Raw genomic sequence first — 20,093 nt, forward strand, 5'->3', positions numbered from 1 at the left:
GAACGTTTTGAGTCGCTTTAGCGTCTCAAGGGATGCGTATAATACACCCTTTATTTTTCGAGTCAATACTTTGTTTTAAACTTTCTTTTTGGAAAATTTAAAACCGAAGTTTTATTTAACTCTCTGAGTAGTTCGCGTCTCGCTAGGCGTTGACGTTTCCCGTCTCAGTGGGGTCGCATTATAGGGAGATCCGAAAACAGATCAAGCATTTTTTACTGAAAAACTAAAAAAAAACGACGTTCGCTCAGTAACTGAGCTAAAGCGCCTAAAACTGCTAGTTTTATAAACAATTACTGCTTTTGTGGCACTTAAATAAGCTCTGCTGTTACACTCATAATTTAATATAACTGTTAGTTAAAGGTGCAGATATGACAATCCGTTCTTATAAAGGTGTTACCCCTTCATTTAATGCGTCTGTTTATATAGATGAATCATCGGTATTGGTTGGCGATATTACTTTGGGTGATGATAGCAGCGTATGGCCGTTAGTTGCTGCCCGTGGTGATGTAAACTATATACGCATTGGTGAGCGTACTAATATACAAGATGGTAGCGTGCTGCATTTATCGCGAGCAACCAAAAGTAACCCCGAAGGTTATCCGCTTATAATTGGTGATGATGTAACGGTTGGGCACAAAGTTATGTTACATGGTTGTCAGTTAGGTAATTGTATATTGGTGGGAATGGGCGCAATTATTATGGACAATGCCATTGTTGAAGATAATGTGATTATTGGCGGGGGTTCATTGGTGCCACCAAATAAGCGTTTGGAGTCTGGTTACTTATATGTAGGCAGTCCAGTTAAGCAAGCTCGAGCGCTTACCGAGCAAGAGCTTACATTTTTAAAAGTATCTGCGGATAACTATGTACTGCTTAAAAATGAGTACTTAAGTGACGACGTTATATAAGCACTTAGCTAATTAAGCTGACTTCTATTTGGCCTGCCGAGTTGTAACTTTCATCTTCGATAAGTTGCTCGGCGCGCTCTTCGTAATCAAAACGATTTTTTTCAAAATAACTTGTTGCATGACTTTCATCGGTCAAACCTAAACTACTTACCGCAATAACACATTCCACCAGCATGCCATTTACTTGTGCAAAAAAGACTAATTGGTGCGCTGGCTCTCTAAATTCTAACCTATCTATAAATTGTATTGCTTGGTTCATGTAAGTGCTCCCTGTTTTAGTGCATTAACGACAGGTAGTATTGCAGGCATTTTATTACGCCATACATAATATGCCTGGGCAGCCTGACCAACTAGCATGCCGCTGCCATCCAACAATTTAGTCTTACTATTATACTGCGCTACCCAATTCATAAAAATGGTATTTTGCAGTGAATAAAACATGTCATACGCTACTTCACAGTTAGTAATATGTTTTTGATCAAGTGCTGGAAGCTCGTCATTCATACTGCTAGAGGTAGAGTTTATGATAAGCGCATAATCGTTTTCTGGTAGATTGTTAAAACCATAACCCGATACATTCCCATGTTGAGCAAACAACTTTGCTAAATTTTGTGCTTTTTCGGCGGTACGATTAACAATAACAACTTCCTGTGGCTGATGATCCAGCAAGGGTAAAACAACCCCCCTTGCAGCCCCGCCTGCGCCTATTATTAAAATACGTTTACCGGTAATACTGACATTATTAGCCAGCAGATCGCTTACAAAGCCGATGCCGTCGGTGTTATCGCCTAGTAACGTGCCGTCTGCTTGCTTTTTTAAGGTATTTACTGCACCGACAATTTTAGCTAATGGTGTGAGCTCATCTGCCATTGCAAAAGCCTGCTCTTTAAAGGGCATAGTTACATTAGCTCCCTTACCGCCTTGAGCAAAAAAATTCGATACTGTTTTTTCAAAGTTATCGATAGGTGCTAAGATTGCGCGATAGTCGATTTGCTCACCTAAAGAGATAGCAAATTGTTTATGTATCGCGGGGGATTTTGAATGTTTTATTGGATTTCCAAAAACCGCATATTTGTCCATTTTAAAGCAACCTCTTTGCAGTAGTAATACTGCCTATTAACGATGATAAATAATATGATTAAACGACTTTTTTCAAAATCTAAGCCCGCCACAATAGAGCAAACACCCACACCTGAAAAAACACCTTATGAAATACTAGGTGGAGAACCAGGCGCACTTGCTATTGCAAATAGATTCTACGATATTATGGCTACAGATGAATACGCTAAACCATTATATGATATGCATCCTCTGCCATTAGATAGAATTCGCCAAGTGTTTTTTGAATTTTTATCTGGCTGGTTAGGCGGCCCAGACCTATTTGTAGCAAAACATGGCCATCCTATGCTGCGTAAACGCCATATGCCTTTTACCATTGATCAAGACTTGCGCGACCAATGGATGTACTGCATGAATAAAACATTAGACCTTGAAGTAGATAATCCATTACTACGAGAAGGCCTTAAGCAATCGTTTGGACAGCTAGCGAGCCATATGATTAACCAGCATTAACGCATAACGCTAAATACAAAAAAGGCGCTATGTAGCGCCTTTTATATTTACACGAGAAGCCTTAAAGCTGGCACTCTCTAGCAATTAAATCATTTGGTTGTGTACTCAACCATTGCTGAGGGCGTAAGTAATACTGGTATAACTTAGCCTCAGCACTCTCTGCGTCTGGAGTGTAGTTATACTCCCAACGCGCTAACGGTGGCATAGACATTAATATAGATTCGGTGCGACCACCCGTTTGCAAACCAAACAGAGTGCCTCTATCCCAGACTAAATTAAACTCTACGTAGCGGCCACGACGATAAAGCTGGAAGTCGCGTTGCTGCGCTGTGTATTCATCTTTTTTACGACGCTCTATAATAGGTAAGTAAGCCTCTAAAAAGCCATTACCTACTGCTTGCGTAAAGGCAAAGCTTTGCTCAAAACCCAGTTCATTTAGGTCGTCAAAAAATAACCCACCTACACCGCGTGTTTCATCGCGATGCTTTAAATAAAAATATTCATCGCACCAGGTTTTGTACTTTGGATACAACTCATCGCCAAATGGTGCACATAAGTCATGTGCTACTTGATGCCAATGTACTACATCATCAAGTACAGGATAAAAAGGGGTTAAGTCAAAGCCACCACCAAACCACCATATTGGTTGTTCGCCCTCTTTTTCGGCAATAAAAAAACGCACATTGGCATGACTGGTTGGTATATGTGGATTTTTTGGATGAATAACCAATGACACACCGCAAGCATGAAAGCTTCGCCCTGCAAGTTCGGGTCTGTGTGCGGTTGCAGATGCGGGCATAGAGGCACCAAATACATGCGAGTAGTTAACACCGCCTTGCTCAATAATATTACCATTAGTGATAACGCGTGTACGTCCGCCGCCGCCTTCGCTACGCTGCCAGTTATCTTCTATAAACTTAGCTTTACCATCGGCTGCTTCAAGGCCTTGGCTAATAGTGTCTTGCAAAGCCATAAAGTAGGCTTTTACTTGCTCTAATAATTTACTTTGCATATTAACCTCTAAATACTTTGCCATTCATGGCATCTTTAATTGTACTTGGTTGCGTATTACCACCGAGTGGCTCATCAACATAATAACCTACCTGCTCAGTAAACTGGCTTTTAGCCTCGGCAATGCTTAATACTGTATTTTGACCGCTTAAATTAGCGCTAGTTGATACCAGTGGCTTACCAAACTCTTGGCATAAGCGCTTTACGGTTGGATGGTTAGTCACCCTAACTGCAATAGTGTCATACTGCCCAGTTAACCACTTTGGGGTGTTTTTAGCTGCGGGCATAACCCAAGTAATCGCATTTGGCCAACTTGAAAAAATGTCGGCACGTTTATCCATTGGGATTTTGGCATCATCTACATATTTTAATAACTGCCCGTAGTTATCGGCAATTAAAATAAGGCCTTTTTCGACCGGGCGCTGTTTAATAGCCAGTAGTCGCTCAACTGCTTGTTGATTATCTGGATCGCAACCTAAGCCATATACAGCTTCTGTAGGGTATAAAATCACTTCGCCTTGCGCTAAACATGTTATAGCAGCAGCTATAGTAGATTGATCTGACAAAATCGTCTCCAGGAGTTTTAAACGTTATTCAGTGGCTGCAATTTTATGCATACAACTTTTTTGCGGGCATTGTAACACAGTGCTATTAGCCATTTTTCTCTCAATCAGCAGTGGCCAGTTACATTCTGGGCACGATTGCTCAACCGGTTTATTATTCAGCGTATATTTACAGCTTGGGTAGCAATCGCATGAATAAAATATTTTACCAAATTTATTACTACGTGAAACTAAACGGCCTTTTTTACATTTAGGGCAACTAGGTAATGGCTCTTCATTTTGCTTTGCCTCGTTTTCATTGGCAATGTAATGACACTCTGGATACCCTGTACAACCAATAAACATACCGTAGCGGCCATTTTTTACCACCAGCTGCTTACTACATTGTGGACATGCGGAATCTTCTAGCACTTTTATTTCACTGCTATCGTGATGCGCCAACGGGCGAATAAAATCGCACTTGGGGTAGCTGGCACAACCTAAAAATGGGCCTGATTTACTATTGCGGATCACTAACTCTGAACCACATTGTGGGCATATCTCATATTCTTTTTCTAGGGCGTGCTTATTCGCCGAGAAAAGCGAATGGTCGATTTTACTCATGGTGATCCTAAAGGTTGGTGAATTTTCGCCTAATATACCCAAAACACTTAAAGATACAATAGCTATACCCATTACATTAAATTAGCGGCCAATTATAGCGTAAAAAGTACGGTGCAATAATAAGGCAAAGATTATGGCATATACTTGCTATATAAATTACTTTTTCGAAAGTACTTAAGCAATTTAATTTACTCGTATGCTCATGTTTTGTATTAAATAGGTATTAATATGTATCTTGAATTTAGGTATTAGTGAAGTAAGTCCCCGGGCTGGTCAAATATAAGATCCTCCATTTGCTCACAAGCCACTTCTGCTCCGGGTATATTAAATAGCACCATTAACACCACCCACTTTAAATCGTCTAACCCTATAAAAGATTTATCTAGCGCTGCTAAGCGGTCCATTACCATTTCACGGGTAATACCATTAGTAACGCCAATGCGTTTAACAAACATTAAAAAATTACGGCACTGCACATCCAGCATTTTGCATTCGTGGTCGGTAAATATTCTCATTGTTTGTGGCGAGTCAGTGATTAAATATGGTGATGTGTCACTATGCTGTAATTCGGCTAGCTGCTCTAGCCAATCTAGTGCTTTAAATATTTCGGCTTGATTAAAACCAGCTCGTAATAATTCATCGGTCAATTCGTTAGGTTCAATGAAGAGCCCAGCGTCGTTGTGAATATAGTTTTCAAAAAGATACATAAGCACTTCAAACATATCACCACCTCGCATTTAGCTTAAGTACTTAGTTTAGGGTCTGTTAATCTTTCAAGGTTAAATTTGCAGCAGCCTGTTTGGTATTTAGGCAAGGCAGAGCCTATGTGGTGTATTCCCCATAAATTGGCGATAACGCAGCATTAATGCCACACAGGCGCTACCCGAAGGGTTCTGCCTAGGGGCAATTAACTCTTTGTTGCTCGGTTTTTACTTAGCCCACTAGGTTACAAACCTCGCGCCGCGATTAAATTGCCTCTAGTTTGAACAAATATTAACCCGCAAAGGTCAACAGACCCTGATGTAACCATCTAAAACTCGCTCTATTTGATCATCTAGCTCCAAGTCCAGCAATCTGGCTTGCACTTTATCAATTGGCCACTGAGCACGGCGAACAATGTCATCAACACTGGTTACCTCAAAGCCAATACTATTTAACACCTCACACTGGGAGTCTTTATTGGTTTGGGTTGACTGCTCTGGAGTTAAAAAACCACTTTGATAAGCAAAGCTCACCTCATCAAGAATATCACTTACATTCTCCACGAGCTTAGCACCTTGCTTAATTAAAAAATGACTCGCTTGGGCAAGTGGGTTTTTAATCGATCCGGGAACAGCAAATACTTCTTTATTTTGCTCCAGCGCATAGCGTACAGTAATAAGCGAACCGCTTTTAATTTCAGCTTCAACAATAAGTACCCCCAGCGACAACCCCGATATAATACGATTACGACGCGGAAAATTATGTGCATTCGCGGCAGTACCAGGTAAAAACTCACTTACAAGCAAGCCCTGCTCTAATACTTGATTTGTAAGTAGCTTATGCTGCTTAGGGTAGTAAATATCAACACCGGTACCCAGCACGGCAATGGTTTTTCCGCTGCCAGCTAAGGCCCCTTTATGCGCAGCTCCGTCTATACCGCGGGCCATGCCTGAAGTAATAGTGATTCCAGCTAAGGTAAGTTGATATGCAAACTCAGCAGCTATTTCCAGCCCGGTGGGAGTGGCGTTACGGCTCCCAACTATGGCTATTTGTGGGCTAGTTAATAACGACACATCGCCTTTGCAAAAAAGCAATAAAGGCGCACTGGCTATTTGTTTTAAATCTTCGGGGTAAGCGGCATCAAAAATACTAATAACCGTTATATTATTGTGTAGGATTAACTGTTCATAATGCGTAATTTGCTGCCAATTAGTGTGCAACAAATTAGTAGCTTGATTAGCACTTAGTCCTAATTGCAGTAATTGCTGATGAGATAAGCCAAACAATGACTCAAGGGAATGGTTTTTAGATAGTGCTAAAAGGGTTTTAATACCCAACCCTTTACACATATAAAAGGCAAGCCAGTGGGCTAGCTTGCCAGATGACTGATCCATGCTCTCTCCTAGAGCACCGACTCGCTACTTAATGAATAACTGCAATATCTCCAACGCGAATTGGGTGCTGATTTTTAGTTATTAGCGCATAACTTACGTTGTCATACACCTTAAATACAATTAACTCACCTACTTTTTCTTTCGGCATTTTCCAAACCGTACTTCCATCATCGGGTTCAGCACCAAAAAACTCGTTAGCATTTGAAATTAACTTTTCAAAGCGACTTGAGTCCTCGGTGTAGCGAGGACCACGAGGACCATCTATAACGCTTGGTGATTGGCGTTCAATATCAAGTACATGACCCACTTCTACTTGCTGCTCTGATCCTAAGTTTAGCACCACTACATCCATAGTGCTAAATTCTCTAGAATCGCTTGGCGAAGCAATAACATAACCCAATACAGCCTGGGTAGGACGATGCATATTAAAATACGCTGGTAGCATTTGCCCTTCCATTGCTGGAAGTAAAAAGTCGCCTTGTTTTATTTCGCGCTTCACCGACTCAACTCTGACCGATGCAGGCTCGCCATTAGCGGCATCACCTTTTCTAAAGGCGCGAGCCATACCAACATAAGCAGCACGATTAGCAAGTACCCTTCCAGTTTCTGGGTCTAAATATGGCTTACCTTTATGATAAATTGCATAAGCTTGGTGTAACTTTAAATCGCCTTTAACGTATAAAATATGCCCTAATGTTTGTGTTTTCGTGTTCTCGTTTGCCCCTAAAATATAAGGTTTAGCTTTTATATCGTCGCTATTTATAGCTTGCTCATAAGTTATATAAGGTCTGATCATTTCTAGTGGCAAGGTGGTAATTGCATTTTTGCCTTTAGGGGTAATTCGCCCCTGAGGAGACAGCTTTCGGTACGCTTTATTTATCACTAAACGTGGATTTCCCTGCGCATCGTAGATTAATGCTAAGGCATCGCCGGGATAAATAAGGTGAGGGTTATTAATTTGCGGGTTCAATTGCCACAACTCAGGCCATAGCCAAGGTTCGTTTAAATAAACTCCAGAAATATCCCAAAGTGTATCGCCTTTTTTCACAACATACTGTTTAGGTGCATCTTTTTTTATTTTTAGCACATCAGCATAAGTATAGAATGCAGCACCTAATGCAACGATAATTGCAATTAATGGAGATTTCATTGGGCTTCCTTGTATTGTTTTTTCATTATTATTGACCAAAACCTGTTAAAGGGGAACGCGAATGGCTAAAATAAGAGCATACAATACCCTAAATTAAGCATAAGTGTAAAAGGTAACTATGGCTACGTTAGAAGTTTTAAGATTCCCAGATGAACGTTTACGTACAATAGCACAAGAAGTTGCACATGTTGACGACCAAGTCCGTGTGATTATAAAAGACATGCTAGAAACTATGTATGATGAAAATGGCATTGGTCTTGCTGCCACACAAGTTAATATTCATCAACGCATTGTAGTGATTGACGTATCAGAAGAGCGCAACGAACCACTGGTATTAATTAATCCACAAATCATTAAAAAAGACGGTACAACCGTAAGCGAAGAAGGCTGCCTTTCTGTGCCTAACTCTTACGCAAAAGTTGATCGCGCAGAAACGGTTACTGTTGCCGCGCTTAACGAGCAAGGCGAAGAATTTGTACTAGATGCAGATGAACTACTAGCTATTTGTATTCAACACGAACTAGATCACCTTCAAGGTAAGCTTTTCATTGATTACTTATCGCCATTAAAGCGCCAACGTATTCGTAAAAAGCTTGAAAAAGAAGCCAAATTTGCAGAATAGTAATAAGCACCTTAGGAAAACTCAGTGACTCAACCATTACGCATTACATTTGCCGGTACGCCGGACTTTGCCGCACGTCATTTACAAGCGCTGATACAAAGCGAACACCAAATAGTGGGTGTGTATAGCCAGCCAGACCGCCCGGCAGGTCGTGGTAAAAAATTAAAAGCCAGTGAAGTCAAAGAGCTCGCACTTGAGCACAACTTACCGGTTTTTCAGCCACAATCACTAAAAACAGAAGACGCCTTAAATGAGCTTACTAGCCTTAATGCCGACATCATGATTGTAGTGGCTTATGGCTTAATTTTACCTAAAGCCATTTTAGATGCGCCGCGATTAGGCTGTTTAAATGTGCATGGTTCTATTTTACCACGCTGGCGTGGTGCTGCCCCGATTCAACGTGCTATTTGGGCAGGTGATGAACAAACCGGCGTCACCATAATGCAAATGGATGAAGGGCTAGATACTGGCGACATGTTACATATAAGCCGCTGCCCTATTAGTGCCACCGAAACCAGTGCCAGTTTATATACTAAATTAGCTGATCTTGCCCCTGGTGCACTTATTGACACTATTAACAACTTAGCGAATGGTAAAATAACCCCTGAGCCACAAAATGATGCCGCGGCTAATTACGCTAAAAAGCTCTCAAAAGACGAAGCCAATATTGACTGGTCTATGAGCGCGGCGCAAATTGAGCGTAACATTCGCGCGTTTAATCCGTGGCCGGTATGCTTCACCCAAATGGGAAGGCAGCCAGTAAAAATTTATCAAGCACATGTTGTAGAGCAATCAAGCAACCAGCCTGATAATAACGGGCGCGTTCTGTCGAGCGACAAAAATGGCGTTATTGTAGGTTGTGGCGAACATGCTTTATGTATTACGCAATTACAACCGCAAGGTAAAAAACCAATGGCAATTAACGACTTTTTAAATGGTCGTAGTGACTGGGTTACTCCTGGCACAATATTAGGCGAAAATAATGAGTAATGTTCCAAACGTACGAGCGCTTGCCGCTGAAACTTTATATAACGTAGTTGATAAAGGCGCTTCGCTTAATCAAGAACTACCATTTGCCAGCCAAGGCTTGCCACCTAAAGATAAAGCCCTGCTACAGCAAATTTGCTATGGCGTTTTACGCTATTTACCAAGCCTTGAAAACTACTGCCAACATTTAGTTGAGGAGCCGTTAAAAGGTAAGCGTAGAATATTTCAGTTTTTATTGTATGTGGGCATTTACCAACTACAACACATGCGTGTTCCGCCACATGCGGCAATTTCAGAAACTGTAAATGCACTACAACAATTGCGTGCTTTGGGTTTAAAAGGACTTATTAACGCTATTCTACGTAGTTTTCAGCGCCAACAACTTGAGCTTGAAGAAAAAGCCAAACTTATTCCGGTGTGTTTATACAATCATCCAAACTGGTTTATCAAACAAGTTAAAGAAGCTTATCCTGATAGTTGGGAAGATCTGCTTGCAGAAAACCAACAGCAAGCGCCTATGTGGCTGCGTGTAAATCAAGCGCAATACAGCACGCAAGAATACAGCGATATGCTAACAGCTAACGATATTGAGCATACACTTAACCCTGATTTTATAGATGGGATAAAGTTAGCTAAACCACGAGATGTATTTTCATTACCCGAGTTTGATACCGGTGCTTGTTCTGTACAAGATGCTGCTGCACAGTTAGCTGCGCGCTTTTTAGAGCCTAAAGATGACGACACTATTTTAGATGCCTGCGCCGCGCCGGGTGGCAAAACCTGTCATATTTTAGAATTGGCCGATGCTGAGGTACTTGCCCTTGATAGCGATGCAACTCGCCTAGAGCGTGTTAAGCAAAACTTAACTCGTATAGGCTTAGGTGCCGACCTACAATGTGGTGATGCATCACAACCACACACTTGGTGGGATGAAAAACAGTTTGATCGTATTTTACTCGACGTACCTTGCTCGGCTACCGGTGTTATTCGCCGCCACCCCGATATAAAGTGGTTGCGTCGTGCATCAGACATTGCCGATTTAGCAGCATTACAAGGCGATATACTCGATAGTATTTGGCCGCTTCTAAAGCCAGGTGGCACCTTGGTATACGCTACTTGTTCAGTACTCCCTCAAGAAAACCAACAACAAGTTGCTAAGTTTTTAGCTAATAACAATGATGTTGAGCATATTCCTCTACATGATAAAGACACGCCCACCACACCTGGTTTACAGTTACTTCCTGGTGAAAGCGATGGCTTTTATTACGCTAAACTAGTTAAAAAAATATAACCTATACAGCACACAACAATTAGCTATCTATCTTATTTTAGATAGCTAATACTTCATAGCAATAGGTACTTATAACACTGGTAAATAATGAAAATAATCATACTCGGAGCTGGCCAAGTAGGCGGCACACTAGCTGAAAATTTAGTTGGTGAACAAAACGAAATAACGGTCGTTGATATTGACGGCAACCGCTTACGCGAGCTTCAAGATAAGTATGACCTACAAGGCGTTGCTGGTCACGGCGCTCACCCAGATGTACTTCGCAGAGCCGGTGCGGAAGACGCCGATATGATTATCGCGGTAACCAGTTCAGATGAAGTAAACATGGTTGCCTGCCAAGTTGCGTATAGTATTTTTAATACCCCGACTAAAATAGCCCGAATTCGTTCTGAGCAATATTTAAAGTATCGTGAAAAGCTGTTTCATAACGATGACTTGCCGGTCGATCACTATATTGCTCCTGAGGCATTAGTAACTAAGTACATTCGCCGCTTAATAGACTACCCAGGCGCATTGCAAGTGCTGCAGTTTGCCGATGGCATGCTCTCTTTGGTTGCTGTAAAAGCTTACTATGGCGGTTTATTAGTAGGTTATGCGCTATCTACGCTTAAACAGCATATTCCCAATGTGGAAACTCGTGTAGCCGCTATTTATCGCCAAGGAAAAGCGATAAAACCTCTAGGCACAACAATTATTGAAGCCGATGATGAAGTGTTTTTTATAGCAGCCACTAAACACATCCGCGCCGTTATGAACGAACTCCAAAGGTTAGAGCGTTCATATAAAAACATTATGATTGCTGGTGGCGGTAATATAGGCGCAGGCCTAGCGCGCTCACTGGAAAAAAATCACAGTGTAAAATTAATTGAGCGCAGCAAAGAGCGCGCCGAGCAACTCTCTGAAATGCTCGACAACACGATTGTTTTTTGCGGAGATGCGTCAGACCAAGAGCTATTGTCAGAAGAGCATATAGATCAGGTTGATGTGTTTATTGCGGTAACCAACGATGATGAAGTAAATATAATGTCGGCCATGCTAGCAAAACGTATGGGCGCACAAAAAACCATGGTACTTATTCAACGCAGTGCATACGTTGACTTAGTACAAGGCGGCGATATTGATATTGCAATTTCACCACAAGAAGCCACTATTTCGGCATTACTTACTCATGTTCGCCGCGGCGATATTGTTAACGTATATTCACTACGCAAAGGTGCAGCTGAAGCTATTGAAGCTGTTGCCCATGGTGATGAAAATACATCTAAAGTAGTTGGCCGAACTGTAAGGGATATAAAACTCCCAGCAGGTACTACTATTGGTGCTGTAGTACGTAACGACGACGTGCTTATTGCCCACGACGATACCATTATTATGTCGGGCGACCATGTCATCATGTTCTTAATTGATAAAAAGCACATTAATATTGTAGAAAAACTATTTCAGGTGAGCGCTATATTTTTATAGCAGTACATTGTTGGTACTTTAAACACAAAAAAGCAGCTTAGTTAAGCTGCTTTTTTAATATAGGGTACTAAAGCTTTATTGTACTTTGGAAAACTCTTCTTTAGAAAGCTCGCCATTACCGTCAGTATCTAGCTGATCAAATATTTTTACTAACTGTGTATTTGCCGCAGCTTCTTGCTGAGAAATAACACCATCGCCGTTGGTATCAAAAGAGGCAAAATCCACTGCTGCATAGGCTGCTGCTGAAGACGCTAAAACTAAAATCGCAAGTGATGTATTTAATACTTTCATAATAATCTCCTAAAAATGAGAGGTCCTTCTCAGAAATCCCTGGCTGTGAAAAATAACCGAAAAAGTAATTAGTAGTTAGCAAACTCTGCTTTAGAAAGCTCACCGTTACCATCTGTATCTAACTCTGCAAATTGTGCGATTAAATCGGAATCTACCGACGCTTCACTTTGGCTAATTGCGCCATTACCATCTACATCAAGGGTATCAAAATCACTTGCTGCAAAAGCGGCTGATGACGATGCTAGAGCGATAAGTGCGAGTGCTTTATTTAACTGTTTCATAATTTAATCCTTTACTATGTTATTCAATGCTTTATCAAAAAATTAGATATACTAAGGTTTATACTTTCCTTGTTATTCTTTTTCATAAGCTCCCTTGCTTACTTAGGTTGTCTTTGGCAACACAGAATTTTATCAACCTTGCATTTTGCTTATGCTTTAGAAAATTCTTCTTTTGATAACTCACCGTTTTGGTCAGTATCAAGCTCTGAGAAAATACTCATTAACTCTGCATCAACAGCAGCTTCGCTTTGACTAATTGCGCCATTACCATCTACATCAAGGGTATCAAAATCACTTGCTGCAAAAGCGGCTGATGACGATGCTAGAGCGGTAAGTGCTAACGTTTTATTTAATGTTTTCATAATCAATCTTCCTTCAAAGTTTATGTTAACTGCGATTAAGTGCTTCACTTTAAATCACGTTTAATGCAATACAGCTTAACTATTACAACTTCGATGCCAACATTTAAAACATCAATAACTTCAATTAGTTAAAGGTAACATGCACTTAAAGGTGATAATTAACTGTCTATTTTTGTTGCCTTTTTGCAACACACTTTAAGCCCAAACAATAAGTTCGAACAAATTCAATGCCTTACAAAAAGCAAAAAACGCCACAGATTATAAATACACACTGTAAGGAGACTGTTTAGCTGGGGTATTCAACTCGGTTACAGCTGAATAATTTTTGAAATGAAAATAACCAATAGCTTTTATTTTTATAAATAATTGTTTTTTATCGATTATTTTATTTTTATCAATGCAGGTATGCGTTATTTAAAATTAAATTTAATAAATCGCTATTTTGTTGCAAAATAGCGAAATGTACAGTTACTCGGTTTCTGATTGGAGTATTGAAGGGTCAATAAAGTGATCCCCCATAAAGCTTTTCATTTCTTCTTCGCTGGCTAATAGCTTTATTCCACAGTAAGCACCTTGAACGTGTTCTTTCACGCTACAAATTTCTCCCTGAAAGTCTTTAACTTGCTTATTACTGCTATCGAGGATGATTGAGCATTGCATCCCTTTAATGTTTTCGGCCTGGGCTTTGTCTTTAAGATCAAACTTTACGCCCGTTAGCGAAATATCTTTAATTACCCCGTCGAGTATCCTGTCATCACTAAGTTTTAGCTTGGCCGATAATAAGGTAGGTATACGAGTTTGCGAGCGTAAATCGAATAACTGCACTTGCTTTGGGTAATTAATAAAAAGTAAGCGTGCGGGATGAGATGCAACTGACATTATTTGCTGACGAAAAGCGATAACCTGCCCACCACTTCCCTCTATTAGTGCTCTTACTACCACCATTACCCCATCGTGCAGGTAGTCGCTTGCTGTAGGCAGGCGCTTTGAGCTCGGATAGTTTAAAATAATAAATCGATTTTCGAGCAAACCTATAAACTCTGTTTTTACACGCTTGCTGGCTGTTGGTGTTAAAATTTCAAGATCAACCATGGCACCAGACATTATTTGGTGTAACTTTTCTAGGTTAGTTGTTGGCATATCCTTTTCCCTAATACTCTTTATAAACTAACAATTAAATTATCCGCGCCAAAATGTAGGCGTAAACAGCACTAATAAAGTAAATATTTCTAAACGGCCAAATACCATAGCAATAGTAAGCAACCATTTAGCACCATCACTAATAGACCCATAGTGCGATGCAACATCTCCTAAGCCCGGGCCAAGGTTATTTAAACACGCTGCAGTAGCAGAAAATGCTGTAATGTTATCCATACCGGTTCCCATCAGCGCTAGCATAATAATTATAAACACCAATGCGTACGCTGAGAAAAACCCCCATACAGCTTCTACTACTTTGTCTGGCAACGCTTTGCTGCCTAACTTGATAGAATATATAGCCCGAGGATGCACTAGCCTATTAAGCTCTCGCACGCCTTGTAAGTATAGTAAGAATACGCGCACCACTTTCATACCGCCACCGGTAGAGCCCGCACAGCCACCTATAAAGCTCGAAAATATAAGCAGTATTGGTAAAAATAATGGCCAAGCCGAAAAGTTATCGGTGGCAAATCCTGCCGTACTGCTAATTGAAACAGCATGAAATAGCGCTTGGTCGAGTGTTTCATCGCCATTGGCATACACTTCATGAGACGAAAGCACGGTAAAGCAAATCACCACCAGCGCTAACTGAATACATAAAAACACTTTAAACTCAGGGTCGCGAATATAAACACTGATATTTCTACTTGCTACCGCAGCGTAATGCAGTGAAAAGTTAATGGCTGCAATAATTAAAAAGAACACACAAATAAAGTTAATTACTGGGCTATCAAAATGCCCCATAGAGGCATCATAAGTAGAAAACCCACCAATGGCGACCGTTGAGAACGCATGGCTTATTGCGTCAAACCAATCCATGCCTGCAATCCAATATGCCAAGGTACACGCAAGCGTAATTGACACATATATATACCAAAGGTGCTTTGCGGTGTCGGCAATTCGCGGGGTCATTTTAGAGTCTTTTACTGGCCCTGGTATTTCGGCGCGATATAGCTGCATACCACCAACCCCTAGCATAGGTAAAATAGCAACCGCCAATACAATGATCCCCATACCGCCAAACCACTGTAGTTGTTGGCGATAAAATAATACCGATTTAGGCAAGTACTCTATACCGGTTAGTACCGTTGCTCCGGTGGTGGTTAACCCCGAAAACGCTTCAAATACCGCATCAGCCAGTGATAGGTTTGGCTCTTGTAAAAATATCAGCGGTAAGGATGCAAACGCGCCAAGTACCAACCAAAACAACACAACAATTAAAAACCCTTCCCGCGCTTTTAAATCGCCATCTTCGTGGCGGTTAGGGTAATAAGCCATTAAGCCAATAGTGACACTAAAAATAAAAGCCAAAACAAAAGGAACACCACCACCGTCTTTATAAATTAAAGACACGATTGCCGGAGGCACCATGGTAATACTAAACAGTGCAACAAGTTGCCCAAGGATTTTTATAATGGTACGAAATTGCATTTAGCGTATCGCTTTTATTATTAGTAAGTTTAACGAGTAAGATATTGTCTTACTCTTTAATGGTTAACTCAACCGCGCCGTGGCTTAAATCAAAAATATCTTTAATTGCTTGCGTCGCTTGGCGGCTATCAATAGTAATAACCCATTCAATATTAGCAGTAAATTGCTTATCGATGTTAAGCACTTGATACTTCGTTTTTAATAGTTGCTCAATAACGCCTTGCATACTGTATTCACTACTACCAATTAGCTCAATACTTGGCACTTTATTTATCGTTGATAAGTTAGCTAATGCATTATTTAATGTGCCTCCATAAGCACGTACTAAACCGCCTGTACCTAGCTTTATACCACCAAAATAACGCGTAACCACAGCGGTAACTTCACCAAGCCCTGAGCCCATAAGCACATTTAACATGGGTTTACCGGCGGTGCCATTTGGCTCACCATCATCCGAAAACCCATACACATGGCTTCCTCCTGGTTTACCCGCTACGTGAGCCCAGCAATTATGCCGTGCATCGGCATACTTAGTTTCAATACTTTTTATAAACGCTTTAGCTGAACTTAAATCTGGGGTATGTGCAATATGCACAATAAAGGTGCTTTTTTTAATCTCTTCTTGATGAAAAACATCTGCTGCTGGGTATTTATATTCTGACATTCGTTGATGAACCAAGTTATAAACCAAAAAATGGGGCCAACAGGCCCCTCTTTATAATACAGCTAGTCTAACGCGTGATTAATCTAGCGCTAAATTTCGTGTCATATTCTCAAGGCTATCTTCGTGTACTATGATGTTATCTTCAATACGAATACCACCATAAGGCTTAAACGACTCTACCTTTTGCCAATTAATAAACTGTTTATTATCGGTTTGTGCTAAATCGCCTAGCAAAGAGTCGATAAAGTATAGCCCAGGCTCAATAGTAAACACTTGGTTTTTTTCAATTATGCGAGTACAACGCAAAAATGGATGTCCCTCTGGAGCTGCTTGTTGTGCGCCCATTTCATCAGCCATAAAACCACCCATGTCGTGCACTTGTAAACCTAGGTGATGCCCTAAACCATGTGGGAAGAAGGTAGAGGTAATTTTACGTTCAACTATTTCCTCAGCCGGTAGCTTAACAATATCAAAGTCGCTAAGTATTTGTGCAACTCTATTGTGACACTCAACATGTAAATCACCATAAAGCATGCCGGGTTTTAACCCCGTACCTAACTCTATTTGCGCTGCAGTCATTGCTTGCACTAGCTCTGCAAATTCGCCTTGTTTTTTAAAGTCATACGTACGGGTAATATCTGCCGCATAGCCATTAAAATTAGCCCCTGCATCTATTAAAAATGAGTTGTGTTGCTGCGGTGCTTTTGCCTCAAAGTGCGTGTAGTGCAAAATGGCGCAGTTTTCATTTAGCGCCACAATGTTGCCATAAGGCATTTCGTTTTCACTTTGGCGAGTTGCCATTAAGTAAGCTTGCTGAATATCAAACTCACTGCCACCATTAAAAAAGGTATCGCGGGCAGCTTTGTGGCCATCTACTGCAATACGGTTGGCGTTACGTAAACATTCAAGCTCATATTGGGTTTTATAAGCGCGGTGGTAATGAAAGTAATTTAGTACCGGCTCAGGATTCATAACACTAAAGCCTAGTGCTTGTGCTACTTCTAAGTATTCGCCCACATAAGCGTAGTTAGCTTTGTCGTAGGGCAATAGCTTTTCAACCTGATCGGGCTGTAATAACAATTCAATGTCAAAATACTCAGCCCAAAAATCGCGCGGCTCATCTGGCACTTTATGCCAAAAATCAACCGGACGATAAAAAATAAGTTTAGGCTTGTCGCTACCATTTACCACAATCCAGCAATGTGGATTGTCTAGTACTGGTAACCAAGCTTTAAAGTGTGGATTAACTTTAAATGGATAATACATATCATCTAAAAACTGACGCTTAGCTTGGCCCGAGTGAATAACTAATCCCTCTAACCCTTCACGTTCACAAATTGTACGAGTACGTTGTTGCAGTGTTGCAATATGTTCGGCGTATAAAACGGCTAATTTATCCATAATAAACCCATCTGTTGTATTTAACTTGCTTTGAGTCTACCACACACATAATCCATACCCAAAGCGCTCAAAATAAGGGCAGCATCTAACCTTATTAGCATCCCCTTACCTTTATTAATTATCCGCCCATTTTCATTTCGAGTAGCGGCGCCAGTATATTTCCCTCGCGGTGTAAACGCGTATGATAAACCTGCCTGTAGGCAAATACGTTTTTAACATAATCGCGAGTTTCTCTATACGGGATCAATTCAATCCATAGCTCTGCTGGAATAGCTTCATCTGGTAACCAGCGTTTAATACGATGATACCCTGCGTTATATGAAGCCGTTGCCAATATTTCATTGCCGTGGTTTTTCTTTTTTAAATACTGCAAATAGCGCGTACCTAATCTTATATTTGTTTGTGGTTGATATAAGCGGCGGCTCGACACACTGCCTTTATTTACGTAATCGGCAGTACTGGGCAATAACTGCATTAACCCTCGCGCATTTGCTGATGAACGTGCATCGGGGGCAAATGAGCTTTCACGGCGCGCAATGGCAATACTCCACGCCACGTCTATTTTACTGCGCTTACTGTAGCGCTCAAATACATCTTGAAACGCAAACGGAAAACGCTGCTCTACGTTATCCCACGCTTTTATTTTTGCCAGTGTAAAAATAGTGCTGTCATGCCAACCCAGCTCTGTGGAGAGTATTGAAGCAGCTAACTTTTCTTCGTCACTCGAAGTGTTTGTTAGGTAATTCCATTCGCGACGTGCCGAGGTAAAGCGCTTAAGCTCATAAAAAGCTTTCGCACGCTTGTAGCCCGGGGCATTTTTTACTTTATTAACAAGCGCCTGATCAACAACTAAAGGTTGGTTATTTAAATCAACCGGTAACCCTAATCGTGCCGCGGCTAAAAAACCATAATAATCGCGATTAGCTGCTACTGTTTTCCAAATAGCGTCTGCTTTTTGTTGCTCACCACGTTTTGCGTAGCTGTACGCTAACCAGTATTGCTGGCCAAGACTTAAGTTATCTTTACCAGTAAAAAAGGCTGCAATACCCTCCCAGTCTTGGGTTTTAAGCATATTACCGAGTTGCCACTGAATTAGTTTGCTGTCTTGGCGATCTTTTGGCACTTTGTTTAGCCAAAAGCTTGCTTGTTTATGTCCGCTGGAAGCAAGCGACAGTGCAAAGGTATAATACACATCTGCTTTAGCTGCATCGCTGTAAGTAAATATTTGCTCTAGCTTTTCCCATGCTTTTAAAGCAAGCTCTTTATCGCGCCAAATTAAACGCTTTACACCATAAAGAGCAATTTGCCCTTCTTTAACCGACTTATTTTTGTATCTGTATAATCCGGCTGCAGCACTTGGATCGCGGCGTACTTTTAAGTATAAATCAGCTAAGTAACCTTCATTACTGGGTAGTAATGTTTTTAAATAAGGTAATAGGCTTTGAGTACCGCCTTCTGCCGCCATAGTCACCCGCTGCCAAACAGCCTCTTTACTCATATAGCCTTTTTTACGCCATAACGAAAAAAGCCCATCGCACGCTTTAGGTTGCGACTTGCCTACCGTCCATAAATCAGTTACTTGGTTAAATATCGCTTTTTCTGGCGCACCTAAATCAAGTTGATAATCTAAATATGTACAAGTCAGTTCAGTATCAGAAGTTTTACGGTAATTGCGAATATACGCTGCTTTTTTATTATGCTTTTCTAAATAGCTTAACCATGCTTTACGCACTGGCCACTCTAGCGGCGTATGCTGATAAATAGTGAGGTAATCCTCTATTTCTGCTTGGTGTTTTATATCGGGATGTCGTTGCCAATATACTTTTTCAACATAAGGCTTTAATGGATGATCAAGATTACTTATAGCCATTTTAAAGTCTTGGTAATCACCATAGCGAACTTTTTTTTCAGCGTCTAAAAATGCATCGTTATCGATGTTTGCCTCAACGCAGTGAAGAGGGAAAATAAAAACCGCTGCCATAGCATTTAATAAATATTTTTTCATAATGCCTTCATAATAAAATTAAAATAATAAGCAAAAACTTTTGTTCCACCATAGCACCAAACAAGCTATATTTTAACCAACTGTTTTGTAACCAAGTTAAATTTTTCGTTGCATTTTTAATTCAAAGCAAGCACACTGATTAAATCGCAACTCATCGTACCAGTCTTAGTTCGTCAACTAGGGAGAATAAT

At 40.8% G+C, this 20,093-nt stretch carries 22 protein-coding genes; 6 read left to right on the top strand and 16 right to left on the bottom strand.

The features are described from left to right. The first annotated feature begins 368 nt into the window (after positions 1–368). Positions 369–908 carry a gamma carbonic anhydrase family protein gene (locus tag H5058_RS12190; RefSeq protein WP_182678432.1) on the top strand — a complete coding sequence of 180 codons (540 nt, stop codon included), beginning with the start codon at positions 369–371 and terminating at the stop codon, positions 906–908. A 4-nt stretch (positions 909–912) separates the two neighbouring features. Here H5058_RS12190 and H5058_RS12195 read toward each other — a convergent pair whose 3' ends face one another. Beyond that, positions 913–1,167: a DUF1488 domain-containing protein gene (locus tag H5058_RS12195; RefSeq protein WP_011326764.1), complete on the bottom strand. Its 255-nt coding sequence runs from the start codon at positions 1,165–1,167 to the stop codon at positions 913–915. Beyond that, a complete protein-coding gene (gene aroE / locus H5058_RS12200) occupies positions 1,164–1,988 on the bottom strand; it encodes a shikimate dehydrogenase (protein ID WP_011326763.1) in 825 nt (274 codons plus the stop codon). The genes H5058_RS12195 and aroE overlap by 4 nt, the downstream gene beginning before the upstream one ends. A 54-nt stretch (positions 1,989–2,042) precedes the next feature. Between aroE and H5058_RS12205 the strand changes: the two genes are divergently transcribed. Further along, positions 2,043–2,480 carry a group II truncated hemoglobin gene (locus tag H5058_RS12205; RefSeq protein ID WP_182678434.1) on the top strand — a complete coding sequence of 146 codons (438 nt, stop codon included), beginning with the start codon at positions 2,043–2,045 and terminating at the stop codon, positions 2,478–2,480. Positions 2,481–2,541: 61 nt separating this feature from the next. Here H5058_RS12205 and hemF read toward each other — a convergent pair whose 3' ends face one another. The 6 genes from hemF to H5058_RS12235 all read right to left on the bottom strand — a co-directional run bounded on the left by hemF (position 2,542) and on the right by H5058_RS12235 (position 7,903). Next, the gene (hemF, locus tag H5058_RS12210) at positions 2,542–3,492 is read right to left on the bottom strand and encodes an oxygen-dependent coproporphyrinogen oxidase (RefSeq protein WP_179807574.1); all 951 of its coding nucleotides are present in this window, start codon (positions 3,490–3,492) and stop codon (positions 2,542–2,544) included. A gap of 1 nt (position 3,493) precedes the next feature. After that, a complete protein-coding gene (locus H5058_RS12215; RefSeq protein ID WP_179807559.1) occupies positions 3,494–4,057 on the bottom strand; it encodes an L-threonylcarbamoyladenylate synthase in 564 nt (187 codons plus the stop codon). A 24-nt stretch (positions 4,058–4,081) separates the two neighbouring features. Further along, the gene (locus tag H5058_RS12220) at positions 4,082–4,657 is read right to left on the bottom strand and encodes a type I DNA topoisomerase (protein ID WP_179807560.1); all 576 of its coding nucleotides are present in this window, start codon (positions 4,655–4,657) and stop codon (positions 4,082–4,084) included. A gap of 248 nt (positions 4,658–4,905) precedes the next feature. Then, entirely contained in the window at positions 4,906–5,379 is a 474-nt protein-coding gene (locus H5058_RS12225) for a DUF494 family protein (protein WP_182678436.1), read from the bottom strand. A 285-nt stretch (positions 5,380–5,664) separates the two neighbouring features. After that, on the bottom strand, positions 5,665–6,753 hold the full coding sequence (gene dprA, locus H5058_RS12230) for a DNA-processing protein DprA (protein ID WP_089367527.1): 1,089 nt from the start codon (positions 6,751–6,753) through the stop codon (positions 5,665–5,667). 28 nt (positions 6,754–6,781) lie between these two features. Next, entirely contained in the window at positions 6,782–7,903 is a 1,122-nt protein-coding gene (locus H5058_RS12235; protein ID WP_182678438.1) for a LysM peptidoglycan-binding domain-containing protein, read from the bottom strand. Positions 7,904–8,021: 118 nt separating this feature from the next. Between H5058_RS12235 and def the strand changes: the two genes are divergently transcribed. The 4 genes from def (at position 8,022) to trkA (ending at position 12,267) form a co-directional block, all read left to right on the top strand. Continuing rightward, positions 8,022–8,525, top strand: a complete 504-nt coding sequence (gene def / locus H5058_RS12240) for a peptide deformylase (protein ID WP_011326755.1) — start codon at positions 8,022–8,024, stop codon at positions 8,523–8,525. 24 nt (positions 8,526–8,549) lie between these two features. Then, positions 8,550–9,515: a methionyl-tRNA formyltransferase gene (gene fmt, locus H5058_RS12245; protein ID WP_182678440.1), complete on the top strand. Its 966-nt coding sequence runs from the start codon at positions 8,550–8,552 to the stop codon at positions 9,513–9,515. Further along, positions 9,508–10,803, top strand: coding sequence for a 16S rRNA (cytosine(967)-C(5))-methyltransferase RsmB (rsmB, locus tag H5058_RS12250; protein ID WP_011326753.1), 1,296 nt, complete (start codon positions 9,508–9,510; stop codon positions 10,801–10,803). The genes fmt and rsmB overlap by 8 nt, the downstream gene beginning before the upstream one ends. An 87-nt stretch (positions 10,804–10,890) precedes the next feature. Beyond that, a complete protein-coding gene (gene trkA, locus H5058_RS12255) occupies positions 10,891–12,267 on the top strand; it encodes a Trk system potassium transporter TrkA (protein WP_011326752.1) in 1,377 nt (458 codons plus the stop codon). Between the two features lie 75 nt (positions 12,268–12,342). Here trkA and H5058_RS12260 read toward each other — a convergent pair whose 3' ends face one another. The 8 genes from H5058_RS12260 to H5058_RS12295 form a co-directional block, all read right to left on the bottom strand. Continuing rightward, positions 12,343–12,558, bottom strand: a complete 216-nt coding sequence (locus H5058_RS12260) for an EF-hand domain-containing protein (protein ID WP_182678441.1) — start codon at positions 12,556–12,558, stop codon at positions 12,343–12,345. 68 nt (positions 12,559–12,626) lie between these two features. Continuing rightward, on the bottom strand, positions 12,627–12,839 hold the full coding sequence (locus tag H5058_RS12265; protein WP_011326750.1) for a calmodulin: 213 nt from the start codon (positions 12,837–12,839) through the stop codon (positions 12,627–12,629). Positions 12,840–12,988: 149 nt separating this feature from the next. Next, the gene (locus H5058_RS12270) at positions 12,989–13,201 is read right to left on the bottom strand and encodes an EF-hand domain-containing protein (protein WP_182678443.1); all 213 of its coding nucleotides are present in this window, start codon (positions 13,199–13,201) and stop codon (positions 12,989–12,991) included. Between the two features lie 468 nt (positions 13,202–13,669). Then, complete coding sequence (locus H5058_RS12275; protein ID WP_089367525.1) at positions 13,670–14,341, bottom strand: flagellar brake protein; 672 nt, start codon at positions 14,339–14,341, stop codon at positions 13,670–13,672. A gap of 39 nt (positions 14,342–14,380) precedes the next feature. After that, positions 14,381–15,832 (bottom strand): TrkH family potassium uptake protein, encoded by a 1,452-nt coding sequence (locus H5058_RS12280; protein ID WP_011326747.1) that lies wholly within the window; start codon positions 15,830–15,832, stop codon positions 14,381–14,383. Between the two features lie 49 nt (positions 15,833–15,881). Beyond that, complete coding sequence (locus H5058_RS12285; protein WP_041454304.1) at positions 15,882–16,496, bottom strand: YigZ family protein; 615 nt, start codon at positions 16,494–16,496, stop codon at positions 15,882–15,884. Between the two features lie 78 nt (positions 16,497–16,574). Beyond that, complete coding sequence (gene pepQ / locus H5058_RS12290) at positions 16,575–17,897, bottom strand: Xaa-Pro dipeptidase (protein ID WP_011326745.1); 1,323 nt, start codon at positions 17,895–17,897, stop codon at positions 16,575–16,577. 118 nt (positions 17,898–18,015) lie between these two features. Beyond that, positions 18,016–19,902, bottom strand: a complete 1,887-nt coding sequence (locus H5058_RS12295) for a transglycosylase SLT domain-containing protein (RefSeq protein WP_182678445.1) — start codon at positions 19,900–19,902, stop codon at positions 18,016–18,018. Between the last annotated feature and the right edge of the window lie 191 nt (positions 19,903–20,093).

This window comes from Pseudoalteromonas sp. SR45-4 (assembly GCF_014163535.1).
In the GTDB taxonomy this organism is placed as follows: Bacteria; Pseudomonadota; Gammaproteobacteria; order Enterobacterales; family Alteromonadaceae; genus Pseudoalteromonas; species Pseudoalteromonas nigrifaciens.